The organism is Flavobacterium sp. SOK18b (assembly GCF_014156605.1).
GTDB classification, from domain to species: domain Bacteria; phylum Bacteroidota; class Bacteroidia; order Flavobacteriales; family Flavobacteriaceae; genus Flavobacterium; species Flavobacterium tiangeerense.
In genome coordinates, this window is the sequence record NZ_QKNZ01000079.1 from 48,390 (window position 1) to 73,994 (window position 25,605).

Consider the following 25,605-nt stretch of genomic DNA (forward strand, 5'->3'; position numbering starts at 1 on the left):
ATTATAGTAAACCGTTATATTTACGTACAAACCATTCTGTAGCAAGTGAAATAGCAATAATTATGAGTAACCAAATCCAGTCAATTAATGGTGTTTTAACACTATTGCTTTTTTGAATGGCTTTGTATTCTTGGCTATCGAGTAGGGTTTTTATTAATTGTTCTTCTTGATTTGCAAAAAATACTTTTCCACTAGTATGAGTTGCTAATTGGCTTAGTTTTTCAACATCTGAATTTACAAATTGCTTTTCAATATCAAAATCTAAAATTTCAAAACTACCTGTGTAAGATGTTTTAGAATTCAATTCTTGAACTGCAAAATCATAAGATCCTGCCTTTAAACCATCAAGATTGACTTTATAAGTATTGTTCCCTTTAACTAAATCGTAATTTTTAGTTTGCTTATTGCTTTTATTTTTTAAAGAAATAGATAGTCGAGCTTTTTCATCAAACTCATAATTTTTATTAAAAAACTGAGCCGTTATCTCAATAGGTTCTCCTGAGTTGTAAAAACGTTCATGCTCAACCACCAATGATTTTTTGGAATTGTTTGAAGCTAGAAACTGAATAATTTTATCAAGGAATAAATCGTATTTTTCAAAAGATTTGTTAGTCACATGAGACTGTAAACGCCATTTCCAGCTATTCTCTCCCATTAAAAAAGCATTTCTACCGGATTGACTTTCTGCAAAAACCAGTAAAGGCATTTGCGTATCAATTGCTCTAATTCTTGACGATAACAATACGGTAACACCAGCATTTGTAGTTATAGTGCCAAATGGATTTTGAATGGGAGGCAGATTTTCAAAACCAATATTTTCAGCAGCAAACAAATTAAATTGATTATTAAAAACCGGTAAATAATCCTCTTTTTGTCCACTCATTTTAAAATTAAGAGACGTTTGCTGATTGTTCAAAAAATTAAAATCCGTGCTATTACCAGTGATAATAAAGCTGTTAATTTTCAATTTTGTATTGGCATCAAAAACTGATTTAAACTCTGAATTTGGCTGATACAATATCAAAACCGAATATGGTGTTAAATCCTTAATATCGTTTGGTTTAACAACAGTAACTTTACGCTGTACATTAGCTTCTATTGCTCGTTTTAAAGCTCCTAAATCCGGATGATTTATTGCTGAGACTATTGCAATATTTGTTTTTTGATCTATAATATCAACTGCAAAATTCTTTACATTATTAAAGGTGTTTTTTTCTTTTACTTTTGAAGTAATTGTCGCTTTATAAAGTTGAAGTCCAATTTTATCCGCAGGTAAAAACAACGTTAGGGATTGTGTTCGTTTTGAAGGAGAAAAACGCATGCTTTGCTTATTCAAAATAGTTTTTCCTTGAGACAATGAAAAATCAGCATCCATAGTTTTTGAACCTGAATACTGTAAAAACACCTCTACTGGAAATTTATTTTTATGAAAAGCATACTTATTAACATTCAACTGATTGATTTTAAAATCAAGATAAGTAACAGTATCTCCTACTACAAGAGGAAATACCCTATTTGATGGATCAAAACTATAAACATAGTCGTTACCTGATGTTTGATTTCCATCAGTAAGCAAAACCGTTGGGAAAACTGTATTTTTAAATATACTTTTTAGATTGTTCGCTACAAGATCAATATTGGTTTGACTGCCTTTAAAATCAATATTTGATAACGGACTAAAATCCTCAGAAAATTGAAAAACTTGAACGTCAAATTTATCATTCAAAGCCGTATTGCTCTGAATATTTTGGAGAATTGCTTTAGTTTTCTTTTCATTTTTAAGAAAAGCTATAGAACTTGAATTATCAACCACAACAGCAAGAGGCGTCTTTGTGATGACTAAATTATCCCGAGTAATTATTGGATTTAACAATAATAAAAACAGACAAAAAATAGAGGCAAATCGAAAAAAAGCTAAAAACAAACTCAATTTTGACTTGTTTTTAGCTTTATATAAATATTGAAAATATGACAATATGCCCGCTATTAATAATGATAAAACTAATAGTAGCAAGGTAGATGTTGTCATGTAGTGTTTATTAAAATATTTTAAATTTGAAAACTTAAATGTAATCCAGAATTCAATAAAAGTGTAGAATGAATTAAATACTCATTTCACTAACCTAGGTAAGCATTCCTCCACACACATTCAATACTTGCCCTGTTACATAAGCACTCATATCTGATGCAAAGAAAAGACAAGCGTTAGCTACATCTTCGGTAGAACCACCTCTTTTTAACGGAATTCCATCTCTCCAGCCTTTTACAACATCCTCATTTAGTTTGGCAGTCATTTCAGTTTCAATAAATCCAGGTGCAATTACATTACAACGAATATTACGAGATCCTAATTCCAGTGCTACAGACTTTGAAAAACCAATAACTCCAGCCTTAGATGCCGCATAGTTCGTTTGTCCTGCATTACCTTTTACACCTACTACTGAACTCATATTAATAATCGATCCGGCACGTTGCTTTAAAAAAGTACGTTGAATCGCTTTTGTCATATTAAAAACTGATTTCAAATTCACATCCATCACGTTGTCAAAATCTTCTTCAGACATACGCATCAATAAATTATCTTTTGTGATTCCAGCGTTATTAATCAATACGTCAACCGTTCCAAAATCAGCCAAAACAGCATCCACAAATGTTTGCGCTTCGTTAAAATCTGCAGCGTTTGATTGATATCCTTTTGCTTTAATACCTAGAGCGTTTAACTCATTTTCTAAAGCCATCGCAGATTCTACTGATGAACTATATGTAAAAGCAACATTGGCTCCATGTTTAGCAAAAATTTCTGCAATCCCTTTTCCAATTCCGCGACTTGCGCCTGTGATAATGGCAACTTTTCCTTCTAGTAATTTCATATTCAAAAATTAGTTTATTTTTTATTTGAAGCTATTCCTGCTATTCACTGCAATCTTTTAGGTCCGCTGTCGCGTACCCAAAAGGATTTCCGTTGCTATCAGGGCTAAAAACGACTTGCCAAATATATACTATTTCCTTTTTTAAAAAAAATTTAGCTTTGATTATGAACAATAATTTTTACAATTAAACCTTCAAAAAACGATATGCTAGTTTATCCCAAAAAGCAGCATAAATGGCAATCAATGTAAATACTAGCAAAAACAAATGATACCACGCATTACTTAAAATATCTATAAAATTTAATTTACCATTTGCATAGTTTAATATCAACAATATCTGAGCACCATATGGCAATATCCCTTGTATTACACACGAAAAAATATCTAATATAGTAGCCGATTTTTTAGCACTCAACCCATATTCATCATTAATTTCCTTTGCTATGGGCCCCGTAATAACAATAGAAACCGTATTATTTGCAATAGCTAAATTTGCAAAACCTACTAAAACACCAATTCCTGTTTGTGCTGATTTTTTACTTTTAATTCTTTTCTTTATCTGATTCAAAACCCATGTTATACCACCAGCCTTGTCCACCATAGCTGCTAATCCACCTGTAAGCATTGAAAGTAGAAAAATATCGGTCATGCTCGTAAATCCTTCATAAATTTTCTGAGTAAACTCCATTACTGTAAAAGAATCATTATAAAAACCAATAAAACCCGCAATTATGGTACCTAATAGTAAGGTGTAAAAAACGTTGACACCTACAACTGCTAAAATTATCACTAAAACATAAGGCAAGATAGCCCATAATGAATAATCACTTTTTGCAATATCCACAGAAATAACATCTGAATTAAATCCCAAATAAAAGAAAATTAAAATAGTAACAATTGCCGCCGGAAGTGCGATAAACAAATTGATCTTAAACTTATCTTTTAAATCACAACCTAGGGATTGAGTGGCAGCTATAGTAGTATCTGATATCATTGATAAATTATCTCCTAGCATAGAGCCACCAAGTAAAGCGCCTGCTATCAATGGCATAGAAGCACCACTTTTATCAGCAAGTGATATAGCAATAGGTCCTATTGCAACTATAGCTCCAACAGATGTACCTGTAGCAGTTGATAAAAACGAGGCTATCAAGAAAATTCCCAGTGGAAAATACGCTACATCAATGGTATTAATACCTAGGTTCACTACTGCATCAACTCCACCCATTGCCTTACTAACAACTGCAAAAGCGCCTGCAAATAAATAAATCAAACACATGGTTATAATTTTACTATCACCACAACCAGCAATTAAAGTATCAACTTTGTCTTCTGTACTGTTTTTAAATAAAATAAAAGCAGCAACAATGCCTACCAAAACAGCAACAGGAGAAGGAAAAGCATAAAAATCATTAAGTAAAATACCTGCTCCTAAAAAAGTAAAAATAAAAATAAATAGCGGAATCAATGCAAAAGGATTTCCAGATTCCTTAGTAAACTTTGTCATAAAAATAATTTTAAATTAAGCGTTATGACGAAAAACAAAGCTGGTATTGGGAATGTAAACAACATTTTTTCCAAAAGATTTGGCTTATCGTTTTAGCACCTTGCTTGTTGTTGCAGGTTGCTATCCTATTTAAGGATTCGTGATAACGGGTGCAAAAGTAATTAAAATTTTATCATATATTAAACAAACACTCTGAAATTTAAAATATTATGCAATATTTAACAAACGGAAATTTATTGTAAAATCAACAATTTATCAAAAAAAAGAGTTGTAAAATTAAATATTATCGTTAATTAAACTATTTTTGATAAACATAGTCTAATAAACATCCAAATAAAAGATATAATTATTGAAATATTAACACTAGTAGAATATTTATGAAAAAAGTTTTATTAATAATATGTTTAATTTTCGCTTCAAGTTGCAGTAAAAATGACGATGCAAATAACTATGTAGCAATCGATCCCTATCCTAATATTACAACAACATTTACCGGAAAAATAAATGTTAACAAACTGGATAATTATGCTAGTCAAACAATTCCTAATTATATAACTAAAGACAATACTGCAGGGAACCCCATTACAGATAAAGGCGCAACATTAGGTCGGGTTTTATTTTACGATAAGAATCTGTCATCAAAAAACACAATTTCATGTTCTTCATGTCACATACAAGCAAATGCTTTTGGAGATGTTGCAGCAGCTAGTACTGGAGTAAACGGGACAACTAGTAGACACTCCATGAGATTAATAAATACTAGATTTTCAAATGAAAATAAATTCTTTTGGGATGAGAGAGCTTCAACTTTAGAAAATCAAGTAACCCAACCTATTCAAGATCATATTGAAATGGGGTTTAGCGGGACATTAGGCGATGGCAACTTTACTGCATTAATTACTAAACTACAAAACATAGGATATTATAAAGAATTGTTCAAGTTTGTATATGGATCAGAAGATATTACCGAAAATAAAATTCAGTTAGCATTATCACAATTTGTAAGAAGTATTCAATCATTCGATGCGAAATATGATGCTGGCCGAGCACTTGTTGCAAATGACAATCAACAGTTTCCTAATTTTACTGCACAAGAAAACCAAGGTAAAAACTTATTTTTAACACCTCCAGTATTTGATGCTACTGGAAATAGAATTGCTGGAGGAGTAGGCTGCGCAGGTTGTCATCAAGCTCCTGAATTTAGTATTGACCCAAACAGTAGAAATAATGGAATAATCGGGATACTAAATGGAAATGGAATTGACATCACAAATACTAAATCTCCATCACTTAGAGACTTGGTAAAAGCAGATGGAAGTAGCAATGGAGCTTTCATGCATACCGCAAATTTGAATACGCTTCAAAATGTAATAGGCCATTACGGCACAATAAACCTAGCCCCTGGAAATACAAATCTAGATCCTAGGTTAAGGCCAAATGGTTTTGGTCAAAAATTGAATTTAACAGCCACAGAAGTAGATGCTTTAATCGCCTTTGTAAAAACCTTAACTGGAACAAATGTCTATGTAGACGCAAAATGGTCAACACCTTTCAAATAATAAAAAAGTCCCCAAATATACCTTTGGGGACTTTTAATTATTAATCAAAATGAACTTAGAAAGCTACATTCCATCTTGGTAATTTTCCATTTTCATCAAAGAAATTTTGTAAAATTACACCTTCAACTGCAGTTGGAATTCCTTTTGAGTCTGTATTAAATGTTTCATACCAAACTACTTCAAGTGTGGTGATATCTTCAATTTTCATTTGTGCAGGCCAAGAATATTTTCTTCCCGTTTTTGCAAATTGATGACCTTCAACAATTTTTTCGTTAAGACCACCGTTTTTAATTTTCAAGGTTCCATTATTTTGAACAGTTCCTGTAGAACCTACCATAATTAACTCTTTTGAATCACCTATAGCATATACTAAAAATACACCCGATCCATCCGAAGCATTGCAAACTTCAGCAAGACTATCTTCGATTGTGAAAGAAAATTGATTGGTAACTTTGAATTTTTCTAATTCTTTGTACATATATATTATTTATTAGGAACTAGCCATGAACATTACCTTACAAGTTGTAAAATAAACCATAACAAGTTCATTTGTATTTTATTGATTTTGATATAAAATCAGATTTTCAATAAAGTGCAAAGGTATTTTTTTTAATTCTATTTATCATAAAAAAGCCTCACAAATTGTGAGGCTTTACTATTATTTAGAAAAAGCTTAGATTATCCTAAAACTTCTTTTACTTTTTTACCAATTTCAGCTGGTGAATCCACAACGTGAATACCACATTCTCTCATGATTTGTTTTTTAGCCTCAGCTGTATCGTCAGAACCACCAACAATAGCACCTGCATGCCCCATTGTACGTCCTGCTGGAGCAGTAACTCCTGCAATGAAACCTACAACTGGCTTACGGTTTCCATCAGCTTTGATCCATTTTGCAGCATCAGCTTCAAGTTGACCCCCAATTTCACCTATCATTACGATACATTCAGTCTCTGGATCATTCATTAACAATTCAACAGCTTCTTTTGTAGTTGTTCCAATGATTGGATCACCACCAATACCGATAGCAGTTGTTATTCCTAATCCTTGTTTTACAACTTGATCAGCAGCTTCATAGGTTAATGTTCCTGATTTAGATACAATACCTACAGTTCCTTTTTTGAAAACAAAGCCTGGCATAATCCCTACTTTAGCTTCACCTGGAGTAATAATTCCAGGACAGTTAGGTCCTATCAATCTTGCATTTCTTTCTTTTACATAACTGTTTGCTTTTATCATATCAGCAACAGGAATTCCTTCAGTAATTGCAATGATTACTTTAATTCCAGCATCAGCAGCTTCCATAATAGCATCAGCAGCAAAAGCTGGTGGTACAAAAATGATAGTTGTGTCAGCTCCCGCTTGGTCAACAGCATCTTTTACAGTATTAAATACAGGTCTGTCTAAGTGACTTGTTCCTCCTTTACCAGGAGTTACACCACCTACAACATTAGTACCATACTCAATCATTTGAGAAGCATGGAAAGTCCCTTCACTTCCTGTAAAACCTTGAACTATTATTTTGGAATCTTTGTTAACTAAAACACTCATGATATATTATTTATGTAGTTTTTAAAATCGTTATGCAAAAGTATAAAATACTAATCAGTAATTGGTATTCAAAAATATTTTTTTTGACACTAAATATTATGATAATTGGCTCATTTGAAAACCGCGATAGAGTTTATCGTCTTTAATTTGCCAAATCACAATAAAATGTGCCAAAAGCATCTCTTCTCTAGGGTTTTCAATTGTTTTTACAAAATGCGAATAACGCACAGATACTAAATCATTTTCAGCAACAACATGATTTATTCGAACTTTTGATCGTACATAGGCTTTACTTAATTCATCCGAAAGTAACAGTAAAGACGCAAAATTGTGTTCTACAAATCCTTTGCTACTATTCCATTCTAAAACAATTTCTGGATGCAAAAAATCTTTTAAAACTGTACTATCAATAAAAGCATCTGATTTGTAAAAATTCTGAACAATTTCTTTAGCAGACATATTATTTAATTTTATTTAAAATTTCGGGAATTTTTTTAATGTTGGCCAACTGTTTTAATTTCTCTCTTGATTCTTCAATTGGAGTCCCAAAATATGACTTTCCTCCTTCAACAGATTTTGTTACTCCAGTTTGACCCATTATTACTGCCTTTGTACCAATTGTGATTCCACTTGTAGTACCTACTTGTCCCCACATGGTTACTTCATCTTCAATAATTACACAACCTGCAATACCAGTTTGAGATGCAATTAAACATTTTTTACCAATAACGGTATCATGCCCTACATGCACTTGGTTGTCAATTTTTGTTCCTTCACCAATACTTGTATCTCCAGTCACTCCTTTATCAATGGTGCAAAGAGCACCTATCCCAACATTGTCTTCAATAACAACCCTACCGCCAGAAACCAATTGATCATAACCCTCTGGACGTTTTTTATAATAAAAAGCATCAGCCCCTAAAACAGTACCAGCGTGTATTATGACATTATTACCTATTACAGTATGGTCATAAATAGCAACATTAGAATGTATTAAACAATTATTTCCAATGACAACATGATTTCCAATAAAAGTATTGGGTTGAATAACTGTTCCTTCACCAATTACAGCAGTACTAGAAATAGAAACATTAGAAAATTGAAAGGGTTTAAAATGCCTTGTTAAAATATTAAAATCTCGAAACGGATCATCAGATAATAACAATGCTTTACCTTCAGGACAAACAACCTCTTTATTGATTAATATTATGGTTGCCGCAGATTGTAATGCTTTATCATAATATTTAGGATGGTCAACAAAAACGATATCTCCTGGTACTACAACATGAATTTCATTCATACCGTAAACAGGAAAATCAGCATCACCAATGTATTTACAATTGATGATGCTTGCTATTTCTTGTAAAGCATGTCTTTTTTGGAACTTCATTAACTATTTTTTATTAAAATCAAAATATTTTGAAAAATAGAACAAGTAAGAACTTATTCTTTCACGCGCTCCATGTAAGAACCACTTGCTGTATCAATTTTAATTTTGTCACCTTCATTGATAAATAAAGGTACATTTACACTAGCACCTGTTTCTACCGTAGCAGATTTAGTAGCATTGGTTGCAGTATTTCCTTTTATTCCCGGCTCAGCATACGTAACTACAAGAATAACAGAAGCTGGCATATCTACAGATAATGGCAAATCAGTTTCAGTGTTAATACTTACCATCACGTTTTCACCTTCTTTTAATAAATCAGGAGAATCTAAAATATTTTTATTCAATGTAATTTGTTCAAAAGTCTCCGTGTTCATAAAGTGAAACTCGTCACCTTCAGGATATAAAAATTGAAATTTATGATTTTCTACACGAACTTCGTCAATTTTATGACCTGCCGAAAAAGTATTGTCTAATACTTTACCATTTGTTAAACTTCTTAATTTTGTTCTCACAAATGCTGGTCCTTTTCCTGGTTTAACATGTAAGAATTCGATTATTTTATAAATATCGTTGTTGTACTTGATACACAATCCGTTTTTAATATCTGAAGTAGATGCCATTTTATTATTTATTTATTTTTTCCATTTCGACTAATCTACTTTAGGTAAGAAAGTCGAAATGAAAACTTGTTAATTATTTGTATTTAATTCTCTTAAAAATCTATGCACAATCATTGCTGTTAAAACTACTCTTCTGTCAGAAGTGTATTGAAACAGCATTAATAATTTCCTGAATATCCTTTCATAACTCCTCGAGAAGAGTTCCTAATAAAATCAATTATTTCATCTCTTTCTGGAGTTGCTTCCATTTCGGCTTCAATAATTCCTAAAGCTTGGGTAACATTATAATTTTTTTGATATAAAATTCTATAAATATCTTGAATTTCTCTAATTTTATCAGAAGAAAAACCTCGTCTTCTTAAACCAACAGAATTAATACCCACATAGGAAAGCGGTTCTTTGGCAGCTTTAGTGTAAGGTGGTACATCTTTTCTTAATAAAGAACCTCCAGAAATCATAGCATGATCTCCTACACTAATAAACTGATGTATCGCTGACAATCCGCCTATAATGGCATAATTCCCTATGGTAACATGTCCTCCTAGTAAAACACCATTAACAATTATAGCATTATTCCCTACGTGACAATCATGTGCGATGTGTGCAGTTGCCATGATAAGACAATTGTCACCAATCACTGTTTGTCCAGATGCAATTGTTCCTCTATTTATAGTTACGCCTTCTCTTATAGTACAATTATCTCCTATGATTACTAATGAATCTTCTCCTCCAAATTTTAAGTCTTGTGGAACTGCAGATATTACTGCACCAGGAAATATATTACAATTTTTTCCAATTCTTGCACCTTCCATTATGGTAACATTTGAACCTATCCAAGTTCCATCCCCAATAACAACGTTATTATGAATGGTTGTAAAAGGTTCTATTACAACATTTTTGGCAATTTTAGCACCGGGATGAACATAGGCTAGTGGTTGATTCATCAGCTTTTTTATTAATTTTAAATTATTGCAATTGAAAGTTTCATGTTTTAAAACATGTCAATCCAATTTTACTGTTTTTTTGCAATCTGCGCCATAAGTTCAGCCTCGGCTACAAGCTTACCATTTGCGTAAGCATTTGCTTGCATATGACAAATCCCTCTTCGAATAGGCGTTATTAAATCACACTTAAATATCAAAGTATCACCTGGTAATACTTTGTGCTTGAACTTGACATTATCAATTTTCATAAAATAAGTCAAATAATTTTCAGGATCTGGCACCGTACTTAATACAAGTATTCCTCCGGTTTGTGCCATTGCTTCAACAATTAAAACACCTGGCATTACTGGAGCCTCTGGAAAATGTCCTACAAAGAAATTTTCATTCATTGTAACATTTTTCATACCTACAACATGACTTTCAGACATTTCTATAATTCTATCAATCAATAAAAATGGAGGTCTATGAGGTAATACCGCCATAATTTTATGGATATCCATCAAAGGTTCTTGATTCAAATCATAAACAGGAACATAATTTCTTTGTTCAATTTTAATGATTTTGGCCATTTTTTTTGCAAATTGTGTATTCACATAATGTCCTGGCTTATTTGCAATTACTTTCCCTTGAATTCGAGTACCTATTAAAGCTAAATCACCTACTACATCTAATAATTTGTGTCTTGCAGCCTCATTAGGATAATGTAAAGTTAGGTTGTCTAGAATTCCATTTGGTTTAACCGAAATTTCATCTTTACCAAATGCAACCTTTAAATTTTCCATAGTAGATGCTGAAATTTCCTTATCAACATATACAATTGCATTGTTTAAATCGCCTCCTTTAATCAAACCATTTTCTAATAATGACTCTAATTCATGAAGGAAACTAAATGTTCTCGAATCAGCAATTTCATTTTTAAAATCGGCAATACTTTTTAGATTTGCATTTTGAGTACCCAAGATTTTAGTTCCAAAATCAACCATTGTTGTTACGCAGTATTGATCACTTGGCATTACTAAAATTTCACTTCCTGATGCTTCGTCAAGATAAGAAATTACTTCTTTTACAACATATACTTTACGCTTAGCGTTTTGCTCTTCAAAACCTGCATTTTCAAGTGCTTCTACAAAATATTTTGAAGAACCATCCATAATTGGTAGTTCTGAGGCATTTAGTTCTATGATGATATTATCAAGATCACAACCTATTAGTGCTGCTAAAACATGCTCAGGAGTTTGGATCTTTACACCTAGTTTTTCTAAGTTTGTCCCTCTTTGAGTGTTTACTACATAATTTGCATCAGCTTCAATAACTGGTTGTCCTTCTAAATCAACTCTTACAAAAGTAAAACCATTATTCACGGGAGCTGGTTTGAAAGTCATTTTAACTTCTTTTCCAGTATGTAAGCCCACTCCTGTAAGTGAAATTTCTGTTTTGATGGTTTTCTGTTTAACCATTGTTTCCATTTTTTTGGTTTAAAATTTTCTTTTTTAATTCTTGTATTTCGGCAACAATTTTAGGTAAGTTTTTAAAATGCACATATGATTTGCTAAAATCATTGTACCCAAAGGTAGGACTACCTTGTAAAACTTCATTGTCTTTTATGTTTCTCCCCACACCTGATTGGGCTTGAATACGAACATTGTTACCTATTGTTAAATGGCCAGATATGCCAACCTGACCTCCTATCATACAGCTTCGGCCAATTTTTGTAGAACCAGCTACACCAGTTTGAGCTGCAATAACGGTGTTCTCTCCTATCTCAACATTATGAGCAATCTGAATTTGATTATCAAGCTTTACACCTTTCCTAATGATGGTAGATCCCAAGGTAGCTCTATCAACAGTAGTGCAAGAACCTATATCAACATTATCTTCAATAATTACATTGCCTATTTGAGGTATTTTTGTGTACGTTCCGTCTGGATTTGGAGCAAAACCAAAACCATCAGATCCAATGATGGCACCAGAGTGAATGGTACAGTTTTTTCCAACAATCGTTTCAGAATACACTTTTGCACCAGCAAAAAGAGTTGTATTATCACCTAAAATCACATTGTCACCAATAAAACAATTGGGATAAATTTTTACATTATCACCCAAAACTACGTTTTCGCCCACATAACTGAAGCTTCCTAAGTATAAATTAGCACCTACTTTTACACTTTTCGAGATAAATGAAGGTTGCTCAACTCCTGCTTTATTTTGTTTAACTTGGTCATAAAACTCTAACAATTTTGTAAACGATGCGTAAGCATCATCAACTTTTATCATGGTTGTATAAACCGTATTATCAGGCACAAAACTTTGATTTACAATAGTTATAGATGCTTTAGTTGAATATATATGATTGTTATATTTTGGATTTGAAAGAAAAGTTAGAGACCCCTCTGTCCCCTCTTCAATTTTTGATAATGTAGAAACTTCAGCCATAGGATTGCCTACAACCTCTCCCTCCAGAATCTCCGCTATTTGTGCTGCTGTAAATTTCATTGCGACAAAAATATAAAAAAATAGATTTTAAATGCTGTTTTTATAACAGTTGTTTTGGGAAACATAAATAATACTTGGTAACCAACTTTGATAATGATTTCAAATTTAGCTGATCAGATGACTCAATTACATCCTCAATTGTACTATCTTTTTTAAGAATTCGTATCGGATCCGCTTCTTTACTGTAGGCTTGATTCTTGATTTTTCCTTTAAAAATAAAATAATTTGTATCTGATAATGAAATAGATTTGAGAGCCGCAAATCGCTCTTGCAAGGGTTGCAAATCCTCTTGGGTTACCTTTTCAGTTGTTAATTTTATTTTTAACAAATCACGGTTTATGATCATTTTACTCAAGTTAGACAATATAAAATCTTCATTTTTTTGCCAACTTTTTAAAGCACCTATGATATCAAAATCATCTAATTGCGCAAATAAATCTAACGTACTGTCATCAAATGTATATATGGTCACTTTATTTTGCATAAAATATAAAAGTGGGTCACTACAAGGAAGCTCAATGCCTTTTAAAGTTAGTTCTTTAGCTCGCTTTAAGATTTTCATCAAAATTAACTCTGCTACAAGACTTGTCTTATGCAAATAGGCTTGCCAATACATCAATCTTCTAGACATTAAGAATTTTTCCACAGAATAAATACCTTTTTCCTCAATGACAAGATAATCATCTACCACATTCATCATTTGGATTAAACGCTCCGAATTTACATTACCCTCAGCAACACCAGAGTAAAAACTATCGCGTTTTAAATAATCCATTCGATCCATATCTAGCTGACTAGAAATCAATTGCAACATGAATTTTCGGTTGTATTCTCCTTTAAAAACCTGGATTGCTAAACTGAGTTGCCCATTAAATTCAATATTTAATTTATTCATAAAAAGCAATGAAATAGCTTCATGGTGCACATCCTCTACAATACTTTTTTCCATAGCATGTGAAAAAGGACCGTGCCCAATATCATGTAATAAAATGGCAATATAAAGTGCATTTTCTTCTTCTAGCGATATCTCTACTCCTTTAAAGCGTAGCACATCAACTGCTTTTTGCATCAAATGCATGCACCCTAACGCATGATGAAAACGAGTATGATTGGCACCAGGATATACTAAATATGACAATCCCATTTGAGAAATTCTTCGCAAACGCTGAAAATACGGATGCTGAATCAAGTCATATATTAAAGCATTTGGTATGGTAATGAATCCATAAATGGGATCATTAAATATTTTGAGTTTATTAATTTGAGTCACCTTGTAAGTAAAGTTTAGTCAGCAAATATATGTAAAATTGATGTTGAAAATTAAAATTATAAAACCCGAATGAAATCACACTGCCATTAAACATACTGTGGAGAGCAAAAAAATTACTTTCTAATGTTTTTACGGTGGAAACATATCTATTTTAAAACAACAAACCTTTATTTTCATAAAGGTTTGTTGTTTTTAAAAGCATATGAATTATATGTTGAGTTTGCTATTTTTTCGGCTAAAACTAAAATAAACTACAAGTCCGATTAGCAACCAAATTCCGAAATAAATCCAGTTCCAAACACTTAACTCTGCCATCATGTACAGGCAGCAAATTAAACCTAGTAAGGGTATTAATGATAAATTAGCTTTATAAGACCAAACTGTTAATCCAAGTAGTGTAATGATAAAAATCCACATTGGAATTTTGTGTTTAAACAAGCTAAAACCACTTTCGTACTTAATGGAGTCGTCAACTGGAATTCCAGAGATAATTTTTGCATACTGTGCATCATCATCTTGATATTGACTCAATAATTGTTCTAGATCTGGTGTTTCAACCGTACTGTTCTTTGAATCAACAGTTACTAAATATTGATACACTTTTTGAGTTTCTTCTTTATTTAGAGCAGTAATTATTGAAGATGGACTATTGATTTGAGTTTCATTGGTAATAAAATCCATTGTTGCTTGTTTATTATATCCTAATGCAACAGCAATTCCTATAAGTAATAAAACAGGCATTATAAATTTTGAATTCACATATGGTGTTTTAAACTTACCACGAGGAATATCTTTTTTATTTTGCAAAACCAAGACACCCGCACACACTAGCACAAAAGCAAACAAAGTCCCAATACTACATAAATCTGTTACCAATGTTAAGTTTAAAAACAAAGCCGGAATAGCTACAACAAAACCAGTAACGATGGTAGCGTACGAGGGAGTTTGATATTTAGGATGCACTTTAGAAAAACGTTTTGGCAACAAGCCATCACGACTCATACTCATCCAAATACGAGGTTGTCCCATTTGAAAAACCAATAAAACACTTGCCATTGCTACTACTGCACTTACCGCAATAATACCAGACATCCATTTTAAATCTAATTTTTCAAATACAAAAGCAAGCGGATCACCTACATTAAGTAAATCATAACTCACCATACCAGTAAGCACAAGTGCAATAGCAATGTACAACAGCGTACATATAATAATAGCCCACATCATACCACGAGGTAAATCACGTTGTGGATCTTTGCATTCCTCTGCAGTAGTTGAAATAGCATCAAAACCAATATAAGCAAAAAATACGGCTGAAACTCCTTTTAAAACACCTGAAACTCCATTAGGAGCAAATGGATGCCAATTAGCAGTATCTACATAAAAAACACCCACGGCTATTACTAAAAGAACGATACATAATTTTACAACAACCATGATATTACTTGCATTTCGCGACTCTTTCATACCGCGGTAAATCAAGGCAGTAATCAAAACAATGATCAATAAAGCGGGTAAATCAGCTACGAAATGAAAAGAACCAATTACTGGAGATGTATTCCAAGCCGTGTAAGCATCTTGTAATGCAGGACTTAAATCTGTGTAGTTTTTTCCAGCTTGCATGAGCGCTGTGGCTTCGTCAAATCCGCGTGACGCCGATAAGAAATCCATTTGGATCCATTGGGGCAAATGAATGCCTCCGCTAGACAGCAAACTGGTAAAATAATCACTCCAAGATATGGCTACTGTAATATTCCCAACAGAATACTCCATGATCAAAGCCCAACCTATAATCCATGCAATTATTTCACCAAAAGCAACATAAGAATACGTATAAGCACTTCCAGAAACAGGAACCATTGAGGCAAATTCAGCGTATGCAAAAGCAGCAAAACTGCAGGCAATAGCTGTAAATAGAAACAAGAAAATTACTGCTGGTCCACCATCAGCACTTGCTTTACCAATGGTACTAAAAATACCAGCTCCTACAATTGCGGCGATCCCAAAAGCTGTTAAGTCCCTAGCTGTTAAATGTTTTCCTAATGCATTGTGACCTTCTGCATTGTTTTTTTCAACTTGATTTAATATATCTTGAACTGTTTTTTTTCTAAACAAACCCTTTAATGCCATGTTGACTATTTTAATTGATACTATTCGTGCAAAACTTCTATACAAAATGTTCCTAAAAGTTAGTTGCGGTTTCAAAAGTATAAAACAAATTGAATTAATACGGTTTTATACACTTATTTTTTAAATATTTTTTGATTTAAATGACTTGAATTATGAAAATAAAAGTCAAATAAATTATTTAATATTCTTTAAAAAATTAAATTCACTTAATTTTAACTTATTTGATGTTATTTTAATAATTTAGATTAAGAAACTTTTCAAAATTGTGATAGGATGTTCTGCTTTTTTTCCTGTTCCGTCAAAAATTTGATGTCTACAGCTTGTACCTGCTGCAACTAGAACTATTTCAGGATCAGCGGTTCTAATTTTTGGGAATAAAGTATCCTCTCCCATTTGCATACTAACTTCGTAATGTTCTTTCTCATAACCAAAAGAACCTGCCATACCACAACAACCCGAATTGAAAATAGTAACCGTACTATTCTCAGGTAGATTTAGCATGGCAAATGTAGCTTGTGTAGTACTTAATGCTTTTTGATGACAGTGTCCATGTATTTTTATGGTTTGTTTTTTATTTGAAAAATGAGCTTTTGTAATTTTACCTTTTGTAATCTCATCTTTAAAGAATTCCTCAATAGTGAACACATTTTCAGCTAAATCTTTCGCTTTTGATTTATCATCTGCTAAGCGAAGGTATTCATCCCTAAAAGTCAAAATTGCTGATGGTTCGATACCAATTAAAGGTGTGTCATCAGAAACATATTCTGAAAAAACAGAAATATTATAATTTGCAATTGCTTTGGCTTGTTCCAAAAAACCCTTTGATATAAAGGCACGTCCGCTTTCTTCATGATCCAAGAGAATTACTTGGTACCCTAATTTTGTCAATACTTGGTAAGCATCTATCCCTACTGAAACATCATAATAGTTTGTAAACTCATCACAAAACAAGAATACTTTTCCGTTTTCAAAAACACGAGTAATTTCGTTCTCACTATTTTTATCATACCACTTTCTAAAAGTTTGTTTAGCTAATAATGGAACTTCTCTTTTGGGTGCGATTCCCATACTTTTTTTAACAAATGGCAAATTAACCATGTAATTAGTAAGTCTGGGAAAAAGACTTCCCAAACCATTCAGTTTAGCATTGTAAGCAAAAACTTTATTTCTCCAAGAATAGCCATTCGTTTCTTGATATTGGTATAAAAACTCCGATTTCAATGCAGCAACATCTACATTACTTGGACATTCGCTTGCACATGCTTTACAACTTACACACAAATCAAAAACTTCATATAATTCTTTGTGATCAAATTTATTGTCTTGTTGTGAATGTGTTAAAAATTCACGCAGTACATTAGCTCTTGCACGGGTGGTATCTTTCTCATTTCTGGTTGCTCTGTAACTGGGACACATGGTTCCTCCTGCCGAAGGTAGTTTTCTACAATCGCCAGAGCCGTTGCATTTTTCGGCAGCTCTAAGCACTCCCATACTATCCGAAAAATCTTGAATTGTTTTGATTTCTGGTTCTAATCTTCCAGCTTCAAACCGTAAATTTTCATCCATTTTGAAAGCATTCACAATTTTACCCTCATTCATAATACAATGAGGATCAAAAGCAAATTTGATTCTTTTAAGCAATTCGTAATTTTTTTGCCCAATCATAAATGGCAAAAACTCACCTCTCACAATCCCATCACCATGTTCCCCGCTGAGTGAACCACGGTATTTTTTGACCAAAATTGCAACTTCTGTAGCAATATTTCTGAATTGGTGAACGCCTTCCTTAGTCTTTAAATTCAATACTGGCCTAAGATGCAATTCACCAGCACCAGCGTGAGCATAGTAAATCGCACTTTGGCCGTGACGTTCCATCATAGTTGAAAAATCAGCAATGTATTGTGGTAAATCACTTAATTCAACTGCTGTGTCTTCTATAGAATCAGCTGCTTTGTCATCACCTACAATGCTTCCCAAAAGTCCTAAACCTGCCTTTCGCAACTCATTAATCTTATCAATATCAGTCCCATAAATTTTAGGCAAGGCATATCCAAAATTATTTTTTTCTAAATCCGCGATCAATAGATCTGCTTGATTTTCTGCATCTTCCATACTCAAATGAGAAGCTACTTCAAGCATGATCACTGCTTTGGGTTCACCCTGAATAAAAAACCTATTTTTTGCCTGTTCTCTATTGTGTTTTGTGCAATCAAGTATGGTGTCATCCATCATTTCACAAGTGTATAAATGATGCTTCATAGCAGTAACTACGGCCTCAAGACTTTCTTGGATAGAATGAAAATGAGCCACAACCATAACATTATTGGTAGGCGGAAGTACATCAACTTTTAATGTAATTTCAGTAATAAAAGCTAGGGTTCCTTCGCTTCCACAAATGAGTTTGGCTACATTTATAGTTTTTTGGTTTCCACCAAAAAGTTCTGAATGCAACAGCAAATCAACTGCATAGCCTGTATTTCTACGATGTATTTCAGGTTTTGGAAATTCATCGATAATTTCTTTTTGGTTTTCAACATTTGAAAGTTCCTCATATAAAGAGCTGTAAATAGCACTTTCAAGCGTATTTCCTTTTGTTTTTTCGATAAATGCATCAGAAGTAATTTCGTTAAAAACAACTTTCGAGCCATCACTTAAAATGGCATGAATCTCCTGAACCTTGTCTCTTGTAACTCCATAGCGTATGGATGTCGTGCCAGATGAATTGTTACCTACCATTCCTCCTATCATACATCGGTTTGAAGTAGACGTATTGGGACCAAAAAACAAACCGTATTCTTTTAAATACAAATTAAGTTCATCCCGAATCACTCCTGGCTGTACCGTTACGGTTTTATTTGTGGCATCAAATGAAATTATCTTTGTAAAATATTTAGAAACATCTATAATGATTCCGTTTCCTACCGTTTGCCCAGCAAGTGATGTACCAGCTGTTCTGGGCGTAATTGAAATTTTATTTTGAGCCGCAAAATGTATTATTTTGATGATGTCATTCTCAGTTTTGGGTATGGCTACAAGAAGGGGTTTAATACGATAAGCAGATGCATCTGTGGCATACAAGGTTTTGTGTAATTCATCTTGTAAAAGCGTTCCCTCAAATGATTGGGATAATTGTTCCAATTGAAGCGTAATTGACATCTATAAGTGCTAAATTTGTTAATTTACAAATATAAAAATATCACTTGGTTTTAAACCAAAAAATAAAAAAGATAAAAGCACAATTTAGAATCTTAATTTGAAAGATGAAGAATGAAGCTCTAATTTTGGTCTACAAATTGCGATGTTGTTTTTAGTGAATATTTCAAAATTTGGCGTTCTATTTCACTAAAAAAACTATTTTTGAAAATTAAAACGATTTGACTTTAATGAAGACTCATAAAAACCCCATATTTCTCACTATTCTTTTACTCCTTTTTTTTACAAACGGTATAGCGCAGTCACCTACTCTTCATCCAAAAAATGAATTTAGAGCTGTATGGATAGCAACTGTAGTAAATATTGACTGGCCTAAAAAAGGAACCGATAGCGTAAGCAAACAAAAAACGGATTATCTAGAACTCCTTGATACTTATAAAAAACTAAATTACAATGCTGTAATTGTGCAAATAAGAAGTGTGGGCGATGCATTTTACCCAACACAACTTGCGCCATGGTCACGTTTTTTAACAGGTAAAGAGGGAAAAGCTCCAGATCCTTACTACGATGCACTTCAATGGATGATTACTGAAGCACACACTAGAGGTTTTGAATTTCATGCGTGGTTAAATCCGTACAGAGCAACTATGGACTACAACACCCAAATATTAAGTTCTGAGCACGATTATTTCAAACACCCTGAGTGGATGATCAAATATGGTGGAAAAATATATTATAATCCAGCTTTGCCAGAAGTACAAGCACATTTATTGAATGTGGTAAATGAAGTAGTGACAAATTACGATATTGATGCCATTCATTTTGATGATTATTTTTACCCGTATCGCATTCCAGGAGAAGAATTTAATGATAGTGCATCATTTAAGTTATATGGAAACGGAATGAAACTTGAAGATTGGAGACGCTCTAACGTGAACACTTTTGTAAAAGATGTAGCTGTTACTATCAAGAAAAATAAGCCTTGGGTTCAATTTGGCATAAGTCCTTTTGGAGTATGGCGTAACAAATCAGTTGATCCAAAAGGTTCTGATACTGAAGCGGGTCAAACCAATTATGATGATTTATTTGCCGATCCTCTGGCTTGGATGGATCAAAAATGGATTGATTATATTATTCCGCAGTTGTATTGGAGCATTGATCATCCAAAAGCATCGTATGCCAAACTCCTACGCTGGTGGTCTGAAAACTCTAATAATACAGCCATTTACATAGGAAATAGTAGTTATAAAGTCAACGCAGATTCAGATAAAAAGTGGAACAATCCAAATGAAATTCCCAACCAAATTGACCTAACCAGAACCTATAAAAACGTGCAAGGAAATGCTTTTTTTAGTGCCAAGTCATTTGTAAATAAAAATCAAAGTGTTACAAATCTTCTAGTACAAAACCAATATAAATACCCAGCCTTACCTACCGTGGTTCCAGCTGCTATTAAAAAAAATGAAGTTTTACCAGTAGTTCAAGCGGCTTTTAGCAATGAAATTGCGTCCGGATTTCAAATTGTATATCCAATGGGCTCAAAAATGCGTTATGCAGTAATTTATGGCTCTGCGGCCAATGCTAAAATCGATGTTACTGATGCAAGTCACATTATTGATAAAGTAGCTTTAATTGAAAATTTAGAAACGCTCCAAATATTTGTTCCAACATATAAATTACATAAAAACAAAACCTGCGCAGTCACTTTTATTGACTATTATGGAAATGAAAGCGCCCCGACATTTATAAACGTAGCAGAACACTAAATTTCTAAAAATTTATGGCAACAGATAATAGACCTTGGTACTGGATACCACTTTTAAACTTTGCATCGGGATTTCCTTATGTAATTATTATTTCCGTTTCTGTATTGATGTACAAAAACCTAGGTATCAGTAATGAGGATATTGGCCTCTACACAAGCTTACTGTATCTCCCATGGGTAATTAAACCATTGTGGAGCCCTTTTATAGACTTGCATGGAACCAAAAGAAAATGGTTTTTAAGCATGCAATTGTTTATCTCCATTGCTTTCTTGCTTGTTGGTTTTATTATCCCTACAAGCCAATTTTTCTTACTTAGTCTTTCTATATTTTGGGTAGCGGCATTTGCATCGGCGTCTAATGATGTGGCCAGTGATGGTTTTTACATGCTAGCATTGAGCAAAGATCAACAGTCTTTTTTCCTAGGAATTAGAAGTACATTTTACAGAGCTTCCATGCTTACAGGAAATGGATTGATTATTTTGCTTGCAGGTTACCTAGAACAACACTATGCTAATACACAAAAAGCATGGTCCTATACAATGATTTTCGTTGGTTTGGTAATGATTTTCTTATCGGTTTATAATTATTTTTCTACTCCAAAAAAAGAATTAACACTAGAAACAGTAATAAAAGAAGAAAAGAATTTCAGCACCGTTTTTGCTAGTTTTTTCAAAAAGAAACAAATCGGTTTAATTCTGGCTTTTATTTTGATTTTTAGGCTGGGAGAATCTCAACTTCTTAAAATGCTTACTCCTTTTTTAGTAGATAAAAAAACAGTAGGTGGACTCGAATTAACCACCGAAAATGTGGGACTTATTTACGGAACTTTTGGGTTAATTGCGCTAACTATTGGTGGGATTTTAGGCGGTATTGCTATTTCAAAAAAAGGATTGGGCTATTGTATGTTGCCTATGATTTTGATCATGCACTTGCCTATTATTGGATTTGTATTGTTAGCTCATTTTCAACCCACTACTTTGTTCAACCTTTATTTAGACTTGAATATTTTTACTATCGATTGGTCTTTTAATCCATATATTACTGCAGTAGTTATTATTGAACAACTAGGCTACGGTATAGGTTTTGCAGCGTTTATGATGTATTTAATTTATGTAGCCGAAGGAGAATCAAAAACTTCACATTATTCTATTGCTACAGGTTTTATGGCACTAGGAATGATGCTTCCAGGAATGTTAAGTGGTTATATCCAAGAATATCTCGGGTACGGCAATTTCTTTATTTGGGTGTTTTTAGCAACCATTCCAGGAATCATTTTGTCCAGATATTTAATTTTTCCAAAGGATTTTGGTAAAAAATCAGAACAAGAAAAAACAAACTAGCTTTTTTTAAAATATAAGTTATATAAGTTCTTTTAAGTAGGTAAGACTTTCTTAAAATGACTGTTTTTATACAATCCGTTTTATGTAATTATTTATTCTATATAATTTATTTACATGACTTATATGTTTAAAATTAGCGACATATTCCTTTCAAAATGACATTAGAACAAAAAGTAGGTCAATTTTTCTTTCCAGCTGTTTTTATAAATGACAGTGAAGAGCACATTCAAGAAATGGAGTCTCTTATCAAAAAATACAACATTGGTGGACTGACTTTTTTTCACAGTCGTGCTAGTGCTGCAACAAATTACGAATCGAATAAAAAAATAGAATTCAACGATGATAGCGCAATTCGATTACAAGAATTGATCGTGCGCTATCAAAAATGCGCCTCTACTCCCCTTTTAATGAGCATTGATGCCGAATGGGGATTGGCCATGCGTGTAGAAAAAACACCTCAATATCCGTATGCCATTACGCTTGGCGCTTTGCCAGATAGCGAAATTGATTTGGTTTACCAAGTTGGCAAACAAATAGGATTAGATTTAAAATCAGTGGGAATTCATTACAATTTAGCGCCACTTGCTGATGTAAATAACAATCCTAACAATCCTGTGATTGGGTATAGATCTTTTGGCGAAGACAAAAAAAAAGTAGCTGATTTTGCTGTTACTTATTTACAAGGCTTAAATGACGCCGGAGTTTTAGGCTGTCTTAAACATTTTCCAGGTCACGGAAATACTAGCGTAGATTCTCATTTAGGATTACCGGTACTGCAAGAATCTCGTGAAGAGTTAATGGCAAATGAACTAGTACCTTTTATAGAAGGAATTAAAAATAACGTCGATTCTATAATGATTGGTCATTTAGCAGTACCGTCTTGGAACGAAAACCAGAATACATCAGCAACACTTTCAAAAAGCATAATCGAAACACTTTTGCGAAAGCAACTGGGTTACAAGGGCCTTATTATATCTGATGCTTTAAACATGCACAGTGTTTCTAAATTATATGAGAAAAAAGGACAACTAGAATGGGAAGCTTTTCACGCTGGAAATGATGTATTGTGTTTTGCTGAAAACGTAGCCGAAGGAATAGATGAAATTGTAAAAAATGCATCTCTTGAAAGAATCAATGCAAGTTTTGAGCGCATCATGCAGTGCAAAGAAAAAGTTGGGATTCTTGCTATTGACAATCAAATAGATATCAATAAAAAAGTCGATTTTGATTTTAATAAAACTTCCGAAATAAATACCAAAATTGCTCAACTGAGCGTTACAACTATTTTAGGTTCAAACAATTCAACTTCTATCTTTGAAGCACAAAAAAAGAATGGCTTAGCCAAAGTAAGTTTTTACAAAGAGGCTAATAATTATTTTTTCGAAACTTTAGAATCCGAATTACCGACTTCAAATTTCTATTGTAATGCTAATAGTAATGATTTAGAAACTTTAAAAAGTCAATTGGATGCATTTGAAACGGTTTTGGTCGCTCTTTTTGTACCGAAAGCAAAACCTTTGCATAATTTTGAAATCGAAGATTCGGTTCTGCATTTTTTAAGTGAATTGGTACAAAATAAAAACTGTTTTGTGTACACTTTTGGAAATCCTTATGCTTTACAGATTATACCCAACTTAAAAAAAGTAAAAGGTTTAGTACACACCTACCAAGATTTTAAAGAATTTCAGGAAATTACTGCTGAGCAGCTTTTAAATAATGACAAGAGTAAAGGTACACTTCCCGTAAAAATTAACTTGTTATAATTTTAAATTTAATGTCATAAGAAATCCTTATCAATCAATAAACATTTATAATCATTGAGCGTTTTATTTATAATAAAGTATAACTACTTTTGCACCATCAAATAAAACAACTTAAAAGTAAATAAAATGTCATTAGTAGGTAAAAAATTTCCAAGTATTGCAGTAGACGCCATCTCTGAAATGGGTGATAATTTAAAAATAAATATTTTTGAAGAGGCTACAAACAACAACAAAAAAGTATTGTTGTTTTGGTATCCAAAAGATTTTACTTTTGTTTGTCCAACTGAATTACACGCTTTTCAAGCAGCATTACCTGAATTTGAAAAAAGAAATACAATTGTAATTGGTGCATCTTGCGATACTAACGAAGTGCATTTTGCATGGTTGAACACACCAAAAAACAACGGTGGAATTGAAGGTGTTACTTACCCAATTCTTGCTGATACAAACAGAAACCTTTCTAACATTTTAGGTATTTTAGATATAGAGTCAACTGGATATAGCGAAGAAACAGATTCAATCATCATTGAAGGATCTAATGTTACTTACAGAGCTACCTATTTAATTGACGAGACTGGTAAAATTTTCCACGAAAGTGTTAACGATATGCCACTTGGTCGTAACGTAAACGAATACTTACGCATGGTAGATGCTTACACTCACATACAAGAAAAAGGTGAAGTATGTCCTGCAAACTGGGAAGCTGGTAAAGAAGCAATGAGTGCTGATAGAATTAGTACTGCTGAATACTTGAGTTTAAACTAATTTAAATAAAGATACAAAGGTTCAGGGTTTTAAGCATCAAATGTTTTTTGTTGCTCAAATTCATGGAGTTCTAAAAACTTTATCCTTTGAACCTTTGCCTCTTTAAACCTTAAAAAAAAAACTTATGTTAATCGAATTAACCGATGATAAGCTTAAAGATTTAATTGCAAAAGACGAAAAAGTAGTAGTTCAATTTTCTGCTTCTTGGTGTGGAAACTGTCGTATCATGAAACCAAAGTTTAAGAAATTAGCTTTGGAAAACGAAACGATAACTTTCGCTCTTGTTGATGCTGAAAACTTTCCAGAATCAAGAAAACTAGCTAACGTGAGTAATTTACCAACGTTTGCTACATTTGTAAACGGACAATTGGTAAACGAAACTCAGACCAATAAAGCCGAAGTTTTAAACGAATTGGTAAACGAAATAGTGTAATGATATTTTTGTTTAAATTTTAAAATTCCATGCATTACTTAAAATTCTAAT

At 32.8% G+C, this 25,605-nt stretch carries 20 protein-coding genes and 1 riboswitch; of the genes, 6 read left to right on the plus strand and 14 right to left on the minus strand.

Annotated elements, in window-relative coordinates:
• Position 1 precedes the first annotated feature (1 nt).
• The 3 genes from DNC80_RS11935 to DNC80_RS11945 form a co-directional block, all read right to left on the minus strand.
• Positions 2-2,029 (minus strand): hypothetical protein, encoded by a 2,028-nt coding sequence (locus tag DNC80_RS11935; RefSeq protein WP_182651415.1) that lies wholly within the window; start codon positions 2,027-2,029, stop codon positions 2-4.
• Between the two features lie 94 nt (positions 2,030-2,123).
• The gene (gene fabG / locus DNC80_RS11940; protein ID WP_182651416.1) at positions 2,124-2,870 is read right to left on the minus strand and encodes a 3-oxoacyl-[acyl-carrier-protein] reductase; all 747 of its coding nucleotides are present in this window, start codon (positions 2,868-2,870) and stop codon (positions 2,124-2,126) included.
• A 184-nt stretch (positions 2,871-3,054) separates the two neighbouring features.
• Positions 3,055-4,377: a Na+/H+ antiporter NhaC family protein gene (locus DNC80_RS11945; RefSeq protein WP_182651417.1), complete on the minus strand. Its 1,323-nt coding sequence runs from the start codon at positions 4,375-4,377 to the stop codon at positions 3,055-3,057.
• A 54-nt stretch (positions 4,378-4,431) separates the two neighbouring features.
• Positions 4,432-4,528, minus strand: a riboswitch (SAM-I-IV-variant riboswitch).
• Positions 4,529-4,754: 226 nt separating this feature from the next.
• Here DNC80_RS11945 and DNC80_RS11950 point away from each other — a divergent pair.
• Complete coding sequence (locus DNC80_RS11950; RefSeq protein ID WP_182651418.1) at positions 4,755-5,936, plus strand: cytochrome-c peroxidase; 1,182 nt, start codon at positions 4,755-4,757, stop codon at positions 5,934-5,936.
• A gap of 55 nt (positions 5,937-5,991) precedes the next feature.
• Here the strand turns inward: DNC80_RS11950 and DNC80_RS11955 are convergent, their stop codons facing one another.
• The 11 genes from DNC80_RS11955 to DNC80_RS12005 all read right to left on the minus strand — a co-directional run bounded on the left by DNC80_RS11955 (position 5,992) and on the right by DNC80_RS12005 (position 19,490).
• The gene (locus DNC80_RS11955; RefSeq protein WP_182651419.1) at positions 5,992-6,414 is read right to left on the minus strand and encodes a hypothetical protein; all 423 of its coding nucleotides are present in this window, start codon (positions 6,412-6,414) and stop codon (positions 5,992-5,994) included.
• A 200-nt stretch (positions 6,415-6,614) separates the two neighbouring features.
• A complete protein-coding gene (gene sucD / locus DNC80_RS11960; protein WP_086454387.1) occupies positions 6,615-7,487 on the minus strand; it encodes a succinate--CoA ligase subunit alpha in 873 nt (290 codons plus the stop codon).
• 96 nt (positions 7,488-7,583) lie between these two features.
• The gene (locus DNC80_RS11965; protein WP_144890901.1) at positions 7,584-7,946 is read right to left on the minus strand and encodes a nuclear transport factor 2 family protein; all 363 of its coding nucleotides are present in this window, start codon (positions 7,944-7,946) and stop codon (positions 7,584-7,586) included.
• A gap of 1 nt (position 7,947) precedes the next feature.
• Positions 7,948-8,877, minus strand: a complete 930-nt coding sequence (locus DNC80_RS11970) for a UDP-3-O-(3-hydroxymyristoyl)glucosamine N-acyltransferase (protein ID WP_182651420.1) — start codon at positions 8,875-8,877, stop codon at positions 7,948-7,950.
• 53 nt (positions 8,878-8,930) lie between these two features.
• Positions 8,931-9,497, minus strand: a complete 567-nt coding sequence (gene efp / locus DNC80_RS11975; RefSeq protein ID WP_144890905.1) for an elongation factor P — start codon at positions 9,495-9,497, stop codon at positions 8,931-8,933.
• A gap of 158 nt (positions 9,498-9,655) precedes the next feature.
• Positions 9,656-10,441 carry an acyl-ACP--UDP-N-acetylglucosamine O-acyltransferase gene (lpxA, locus tag DNC80_RS11980; RefSeq protein WP_144890907.1) on the minus strand — a complete coding sequence of 262 codons (786 nt, stop codon included), beginning with the start codon at positions 10,439-10,441 and terminating at the stop codon, positions 9,656-9,658.
• Between the two features lie 68 nt (positions 10,442-10,509).
• A complete protein-coding gene (locus tag DNC80_RS11985) occupies positions 10,510-11,898 on the minus strand; it encodes a bifunctional UDP-3-O-[3-hydroxymyristoyl] N-acetylglucosamine deacetylase/3-hydroxyacyl-ACP dehydratase (protein ID WP_182651432.1) in 1,389 nt (462 codons plus the stop codon).
• Positions 11,891-12,934, minus strand: coding sequence for a UDP-3-O-(3-hydroxymyristoyl)glucosamine N-acyltransferase (gene lpxD, locus DNC80_RS11990; protein ID WP_182651421.1), 1,044 nt, complete (start codon positions 12,932-12,934; stop codon positions 11,891-11,893). The genes DNC80_RS11985 and lpxD overlap by 8 nt, the downstream gene beginning before the upstream one ends.
• A gap of 40 nt (positions 12,935-12,974) precedes the next feature.
• Positions 12,975-14,204, minus strand: a complete 1,230-nt coding sequence (locus DNC80_RS11995; protein WP_182651422.1) for an HD domain-containing protein — start codon at positions 14,202-14,204, stop codon at positions 12,975-12,977.
• Between the two features lie 207 nt (positions 14,205-14,411).
• A complete protein-coding gene (locus tag DNC80_RS12000) occupies positions 14,412-16,334 on the minus strand; it encodes an amino acid permease (RefSeq protein WP_182651423.1) in 1,923 nt (640 codons plus the stop codon).
• A gap of 240 nt (positions 16,335-16,574) precedes the next feature.
• Entirely contained in the window at positions 16,575-19,490 is a 2,916-nt protein-coding gene (locus DNC80_RS12005) for an FAD-binding and (Fe-S)-binding domain-containing protein (protein ID WP_182651424.1), read from the minus strand.
• A 227-nt stretch (positions 19,491-19,717) separates the two neighbouring features.
• On the opposite strand from DNC80_RS12005, the gene DNC80_RS12010 reads away from it, so the two are divergent.
• The 5 genes from DNC80_RS12010 (at position 19,718) to DNC80_RS12030 (ending at position 25,554) form a co-directional block, all read left to right on the plus strand.
• Positions 19,718-21,253 (plus strand): glycoside hydrolase family 10 protein, encoded by a 1,536-nt coding sequence (locus DNC80_RS12010; protein WP_182651425.1) that lies wholly within the window; start codon positions 19,718-19,720, stop codon positions 21,251-21,253.
• A 14-nt stretch (positions 21,254-21,267) separates the two neighbouring features.
• Positions 21,268-22,593, plus strand: a complete 1,326-nt coding sequence (locus DNC80_RS12015) for an MFS transporter (RefSeq protein ID WP_182651426.1) — start codon at positions 21,268-21,270, stop codon at positions 22,591-22,593.
• A 155-nt stretch (positions 22,594-22,748) separates the two neighbouring features.
• Positions 22,749-24,356, plus strand: coding sequence for a glycoside hydrolase family 3 protein (locus DNC80_RS12020; protein ID WP_182651427.1), 1,608 nt, complete (start codon positions 22,749-22,751; stop codon positions 24,354-24,356).
• Between the two features lie 126 nt (positions 24,357-24,482).
• Positions 24,483-25,121 carry a peroxiredoxin gene (locus tag DNC80_RS12025; RefSeq protein WP_086453956.1) on the plus strand — a complete coding sequence of 213 codons (639 nt, stop codon included), beginning with the start codon at positions 24,483-24,485 and terminating at the stop codon, positions 25,119-25,121.
• Between the two features lie 124 nt (positions 25,122-25,245).
• Positions 25,246-25,554 (plus strand): co-chaperone YbbN, encoded by a 309-nt coding sequence (locus DNC80_RS12030; protein WP_182651428.1) that lies wholly within the window; start codon positions 25,246-25,248, stop codon positions 25,552-25,554.
• The last annotated feature ends 51 nt before the right edge of the window (positions 25,555-25,605 follow it).

What these genes read in the sequence shown, in the direction of transcription:
- DNC80_RS11935 (WP_182651415.1), bottom strand. Translation starts at nt 2,029, where the DNA reads ATGACAACATCTACCTTGCTACTATTAGTTTTATCATTATTAATAGCG.
- fabG (WP_182651416.1), bottom strand. Translation starts at nt 2,870, where the DNA reads ATGAAATTACTAGAAGGAAAAGTTGCCATTATCACAGGCGCAAGTCGC.
- DNC80_RS11945 (WP_182651417.1), bottom strand. Translation starts at nt 4,377, where the DNA reads ATGACAAAGTTTACTAAGGAATCTGGAAATCCTTTTGCATTGATTCCG.
- DNC80_RS11950 (WP_182651418.1), top strand. Translation starts at nt 4,755, where the DNA reads ATGAAAAAAGTTTTATTAATAATATGTTTAATTTTCGCTTCAAGTTGC.
- DNC80_RS11955 (WP_182651419.1), bottom strand. Translation starts at nt 6,414, where the DNA reads ATGTACAAAGAATTAGAAAAATTCAAAGTTACCAATCAATTTTCTTTC.
- sucD (WP_086454387.1), bottom strand. Translation starts at nt 7,487, where the DNA reads ATGAGTGTTTTAGTTAACAAAGATTCCAAAATAATAGTTCAAGGTTTT.
- DNC80_RS11965 (WP_144890901.1), bottom strand. Translation starts at nt 7,946, where the DNA reads ATGTCTGCTAAAGAAATTGTTCAGAATTTTTACAAATCAGATGCTTTT.
- DNC80_RS11970 (WP_182651420.1), bottom strand. Translation starts at nt 8,877, where the DNA reads ATGAAGTTCCAAAAAAGACATGCTTTACAAGAAATAGCAAGCATCATC.
- efp (WP_144890905.1), bottom strand. Translation starts at nt 9,497, where the DNA reads ATGGCATCTACTTCAGATATTAAAAACGGATTGTGTATCAAGTACAAC.
- lpxA (WP_144890907.1), bottom strand. Translation starts at nt 10,441, where the DNA reads ATGAATCAACCACTAGCCTATGTTCATCCCGGTGCTAAAATTGCCAAA.
- DNC80_RS11985 (WP_182651432.1), bottom strand. Translation starts at nt 11,898, where the DNA reads ATGGTTAAACAGAAAACCATCAAAACAGAAATTTCACTTACAGGAGTG.
- lpxD (WP_182651421.1), bottom strand. Translation starts at nt 12,934, where the DNA reads ATGAAATTTACAGCAGCACAAATAGCGGAGATTCTGGAGGGAGAGGTT.
- DNC80_RS12000 (WP_182651423.1), bottom strand. Translation starts at nt 16,334, where the DNA reads ATGGCATTAAAGGGTTTGTTTAGAAAAAAAACAGTTCAAGATATATTA.
- DNC80_RS12005 (WP_182651424.1), bottom strand. Translation starts at nt 19,490, where the DNA reads ATGTCAATTACGCTTCAATTGGAACAATTATCCCAATCATTTGAGGGA.
- DNC80_RS12010 (WP_182651425.1), top strand. Translation starts at nt 19,718, where the DNA reads ATGAAGACTCATAAAAACCCCATATTTCTCACTATTCTTTTACTCCTT.
- DNC80_RS12015 (WP_182651426.1), top strand. Translation starts at nt 21,268, where the DNA reads ATGGCAACAGATAATAGACCTTGGTACTGGATACCACTTTTAAACTTT.
- DNC80_RS12020 (WP_182651427.1), top strand. Translation starts at nt 22,749, where the DNA reads ATGACATTAGAACAAAAAGTAGGTCAATTTTTCTTTCCAGCTGTTTTT.
- DNC80_RS12025 (WP_086453956.1), top strand. Translation starts at nt 24,483, where the DNA reads ATGTCATTAGTAGGTAAAAAATTTCCAAGTATTGCAGTAGACGCCATC.
- DNC80_RS12030 (WP_182651428.1), top strand. Translation starts at nt 25,246, where the DNA reads ATGTTAATCGAATTAACCGATGATAAGCTTAAAGATTTAATTGCAAAA.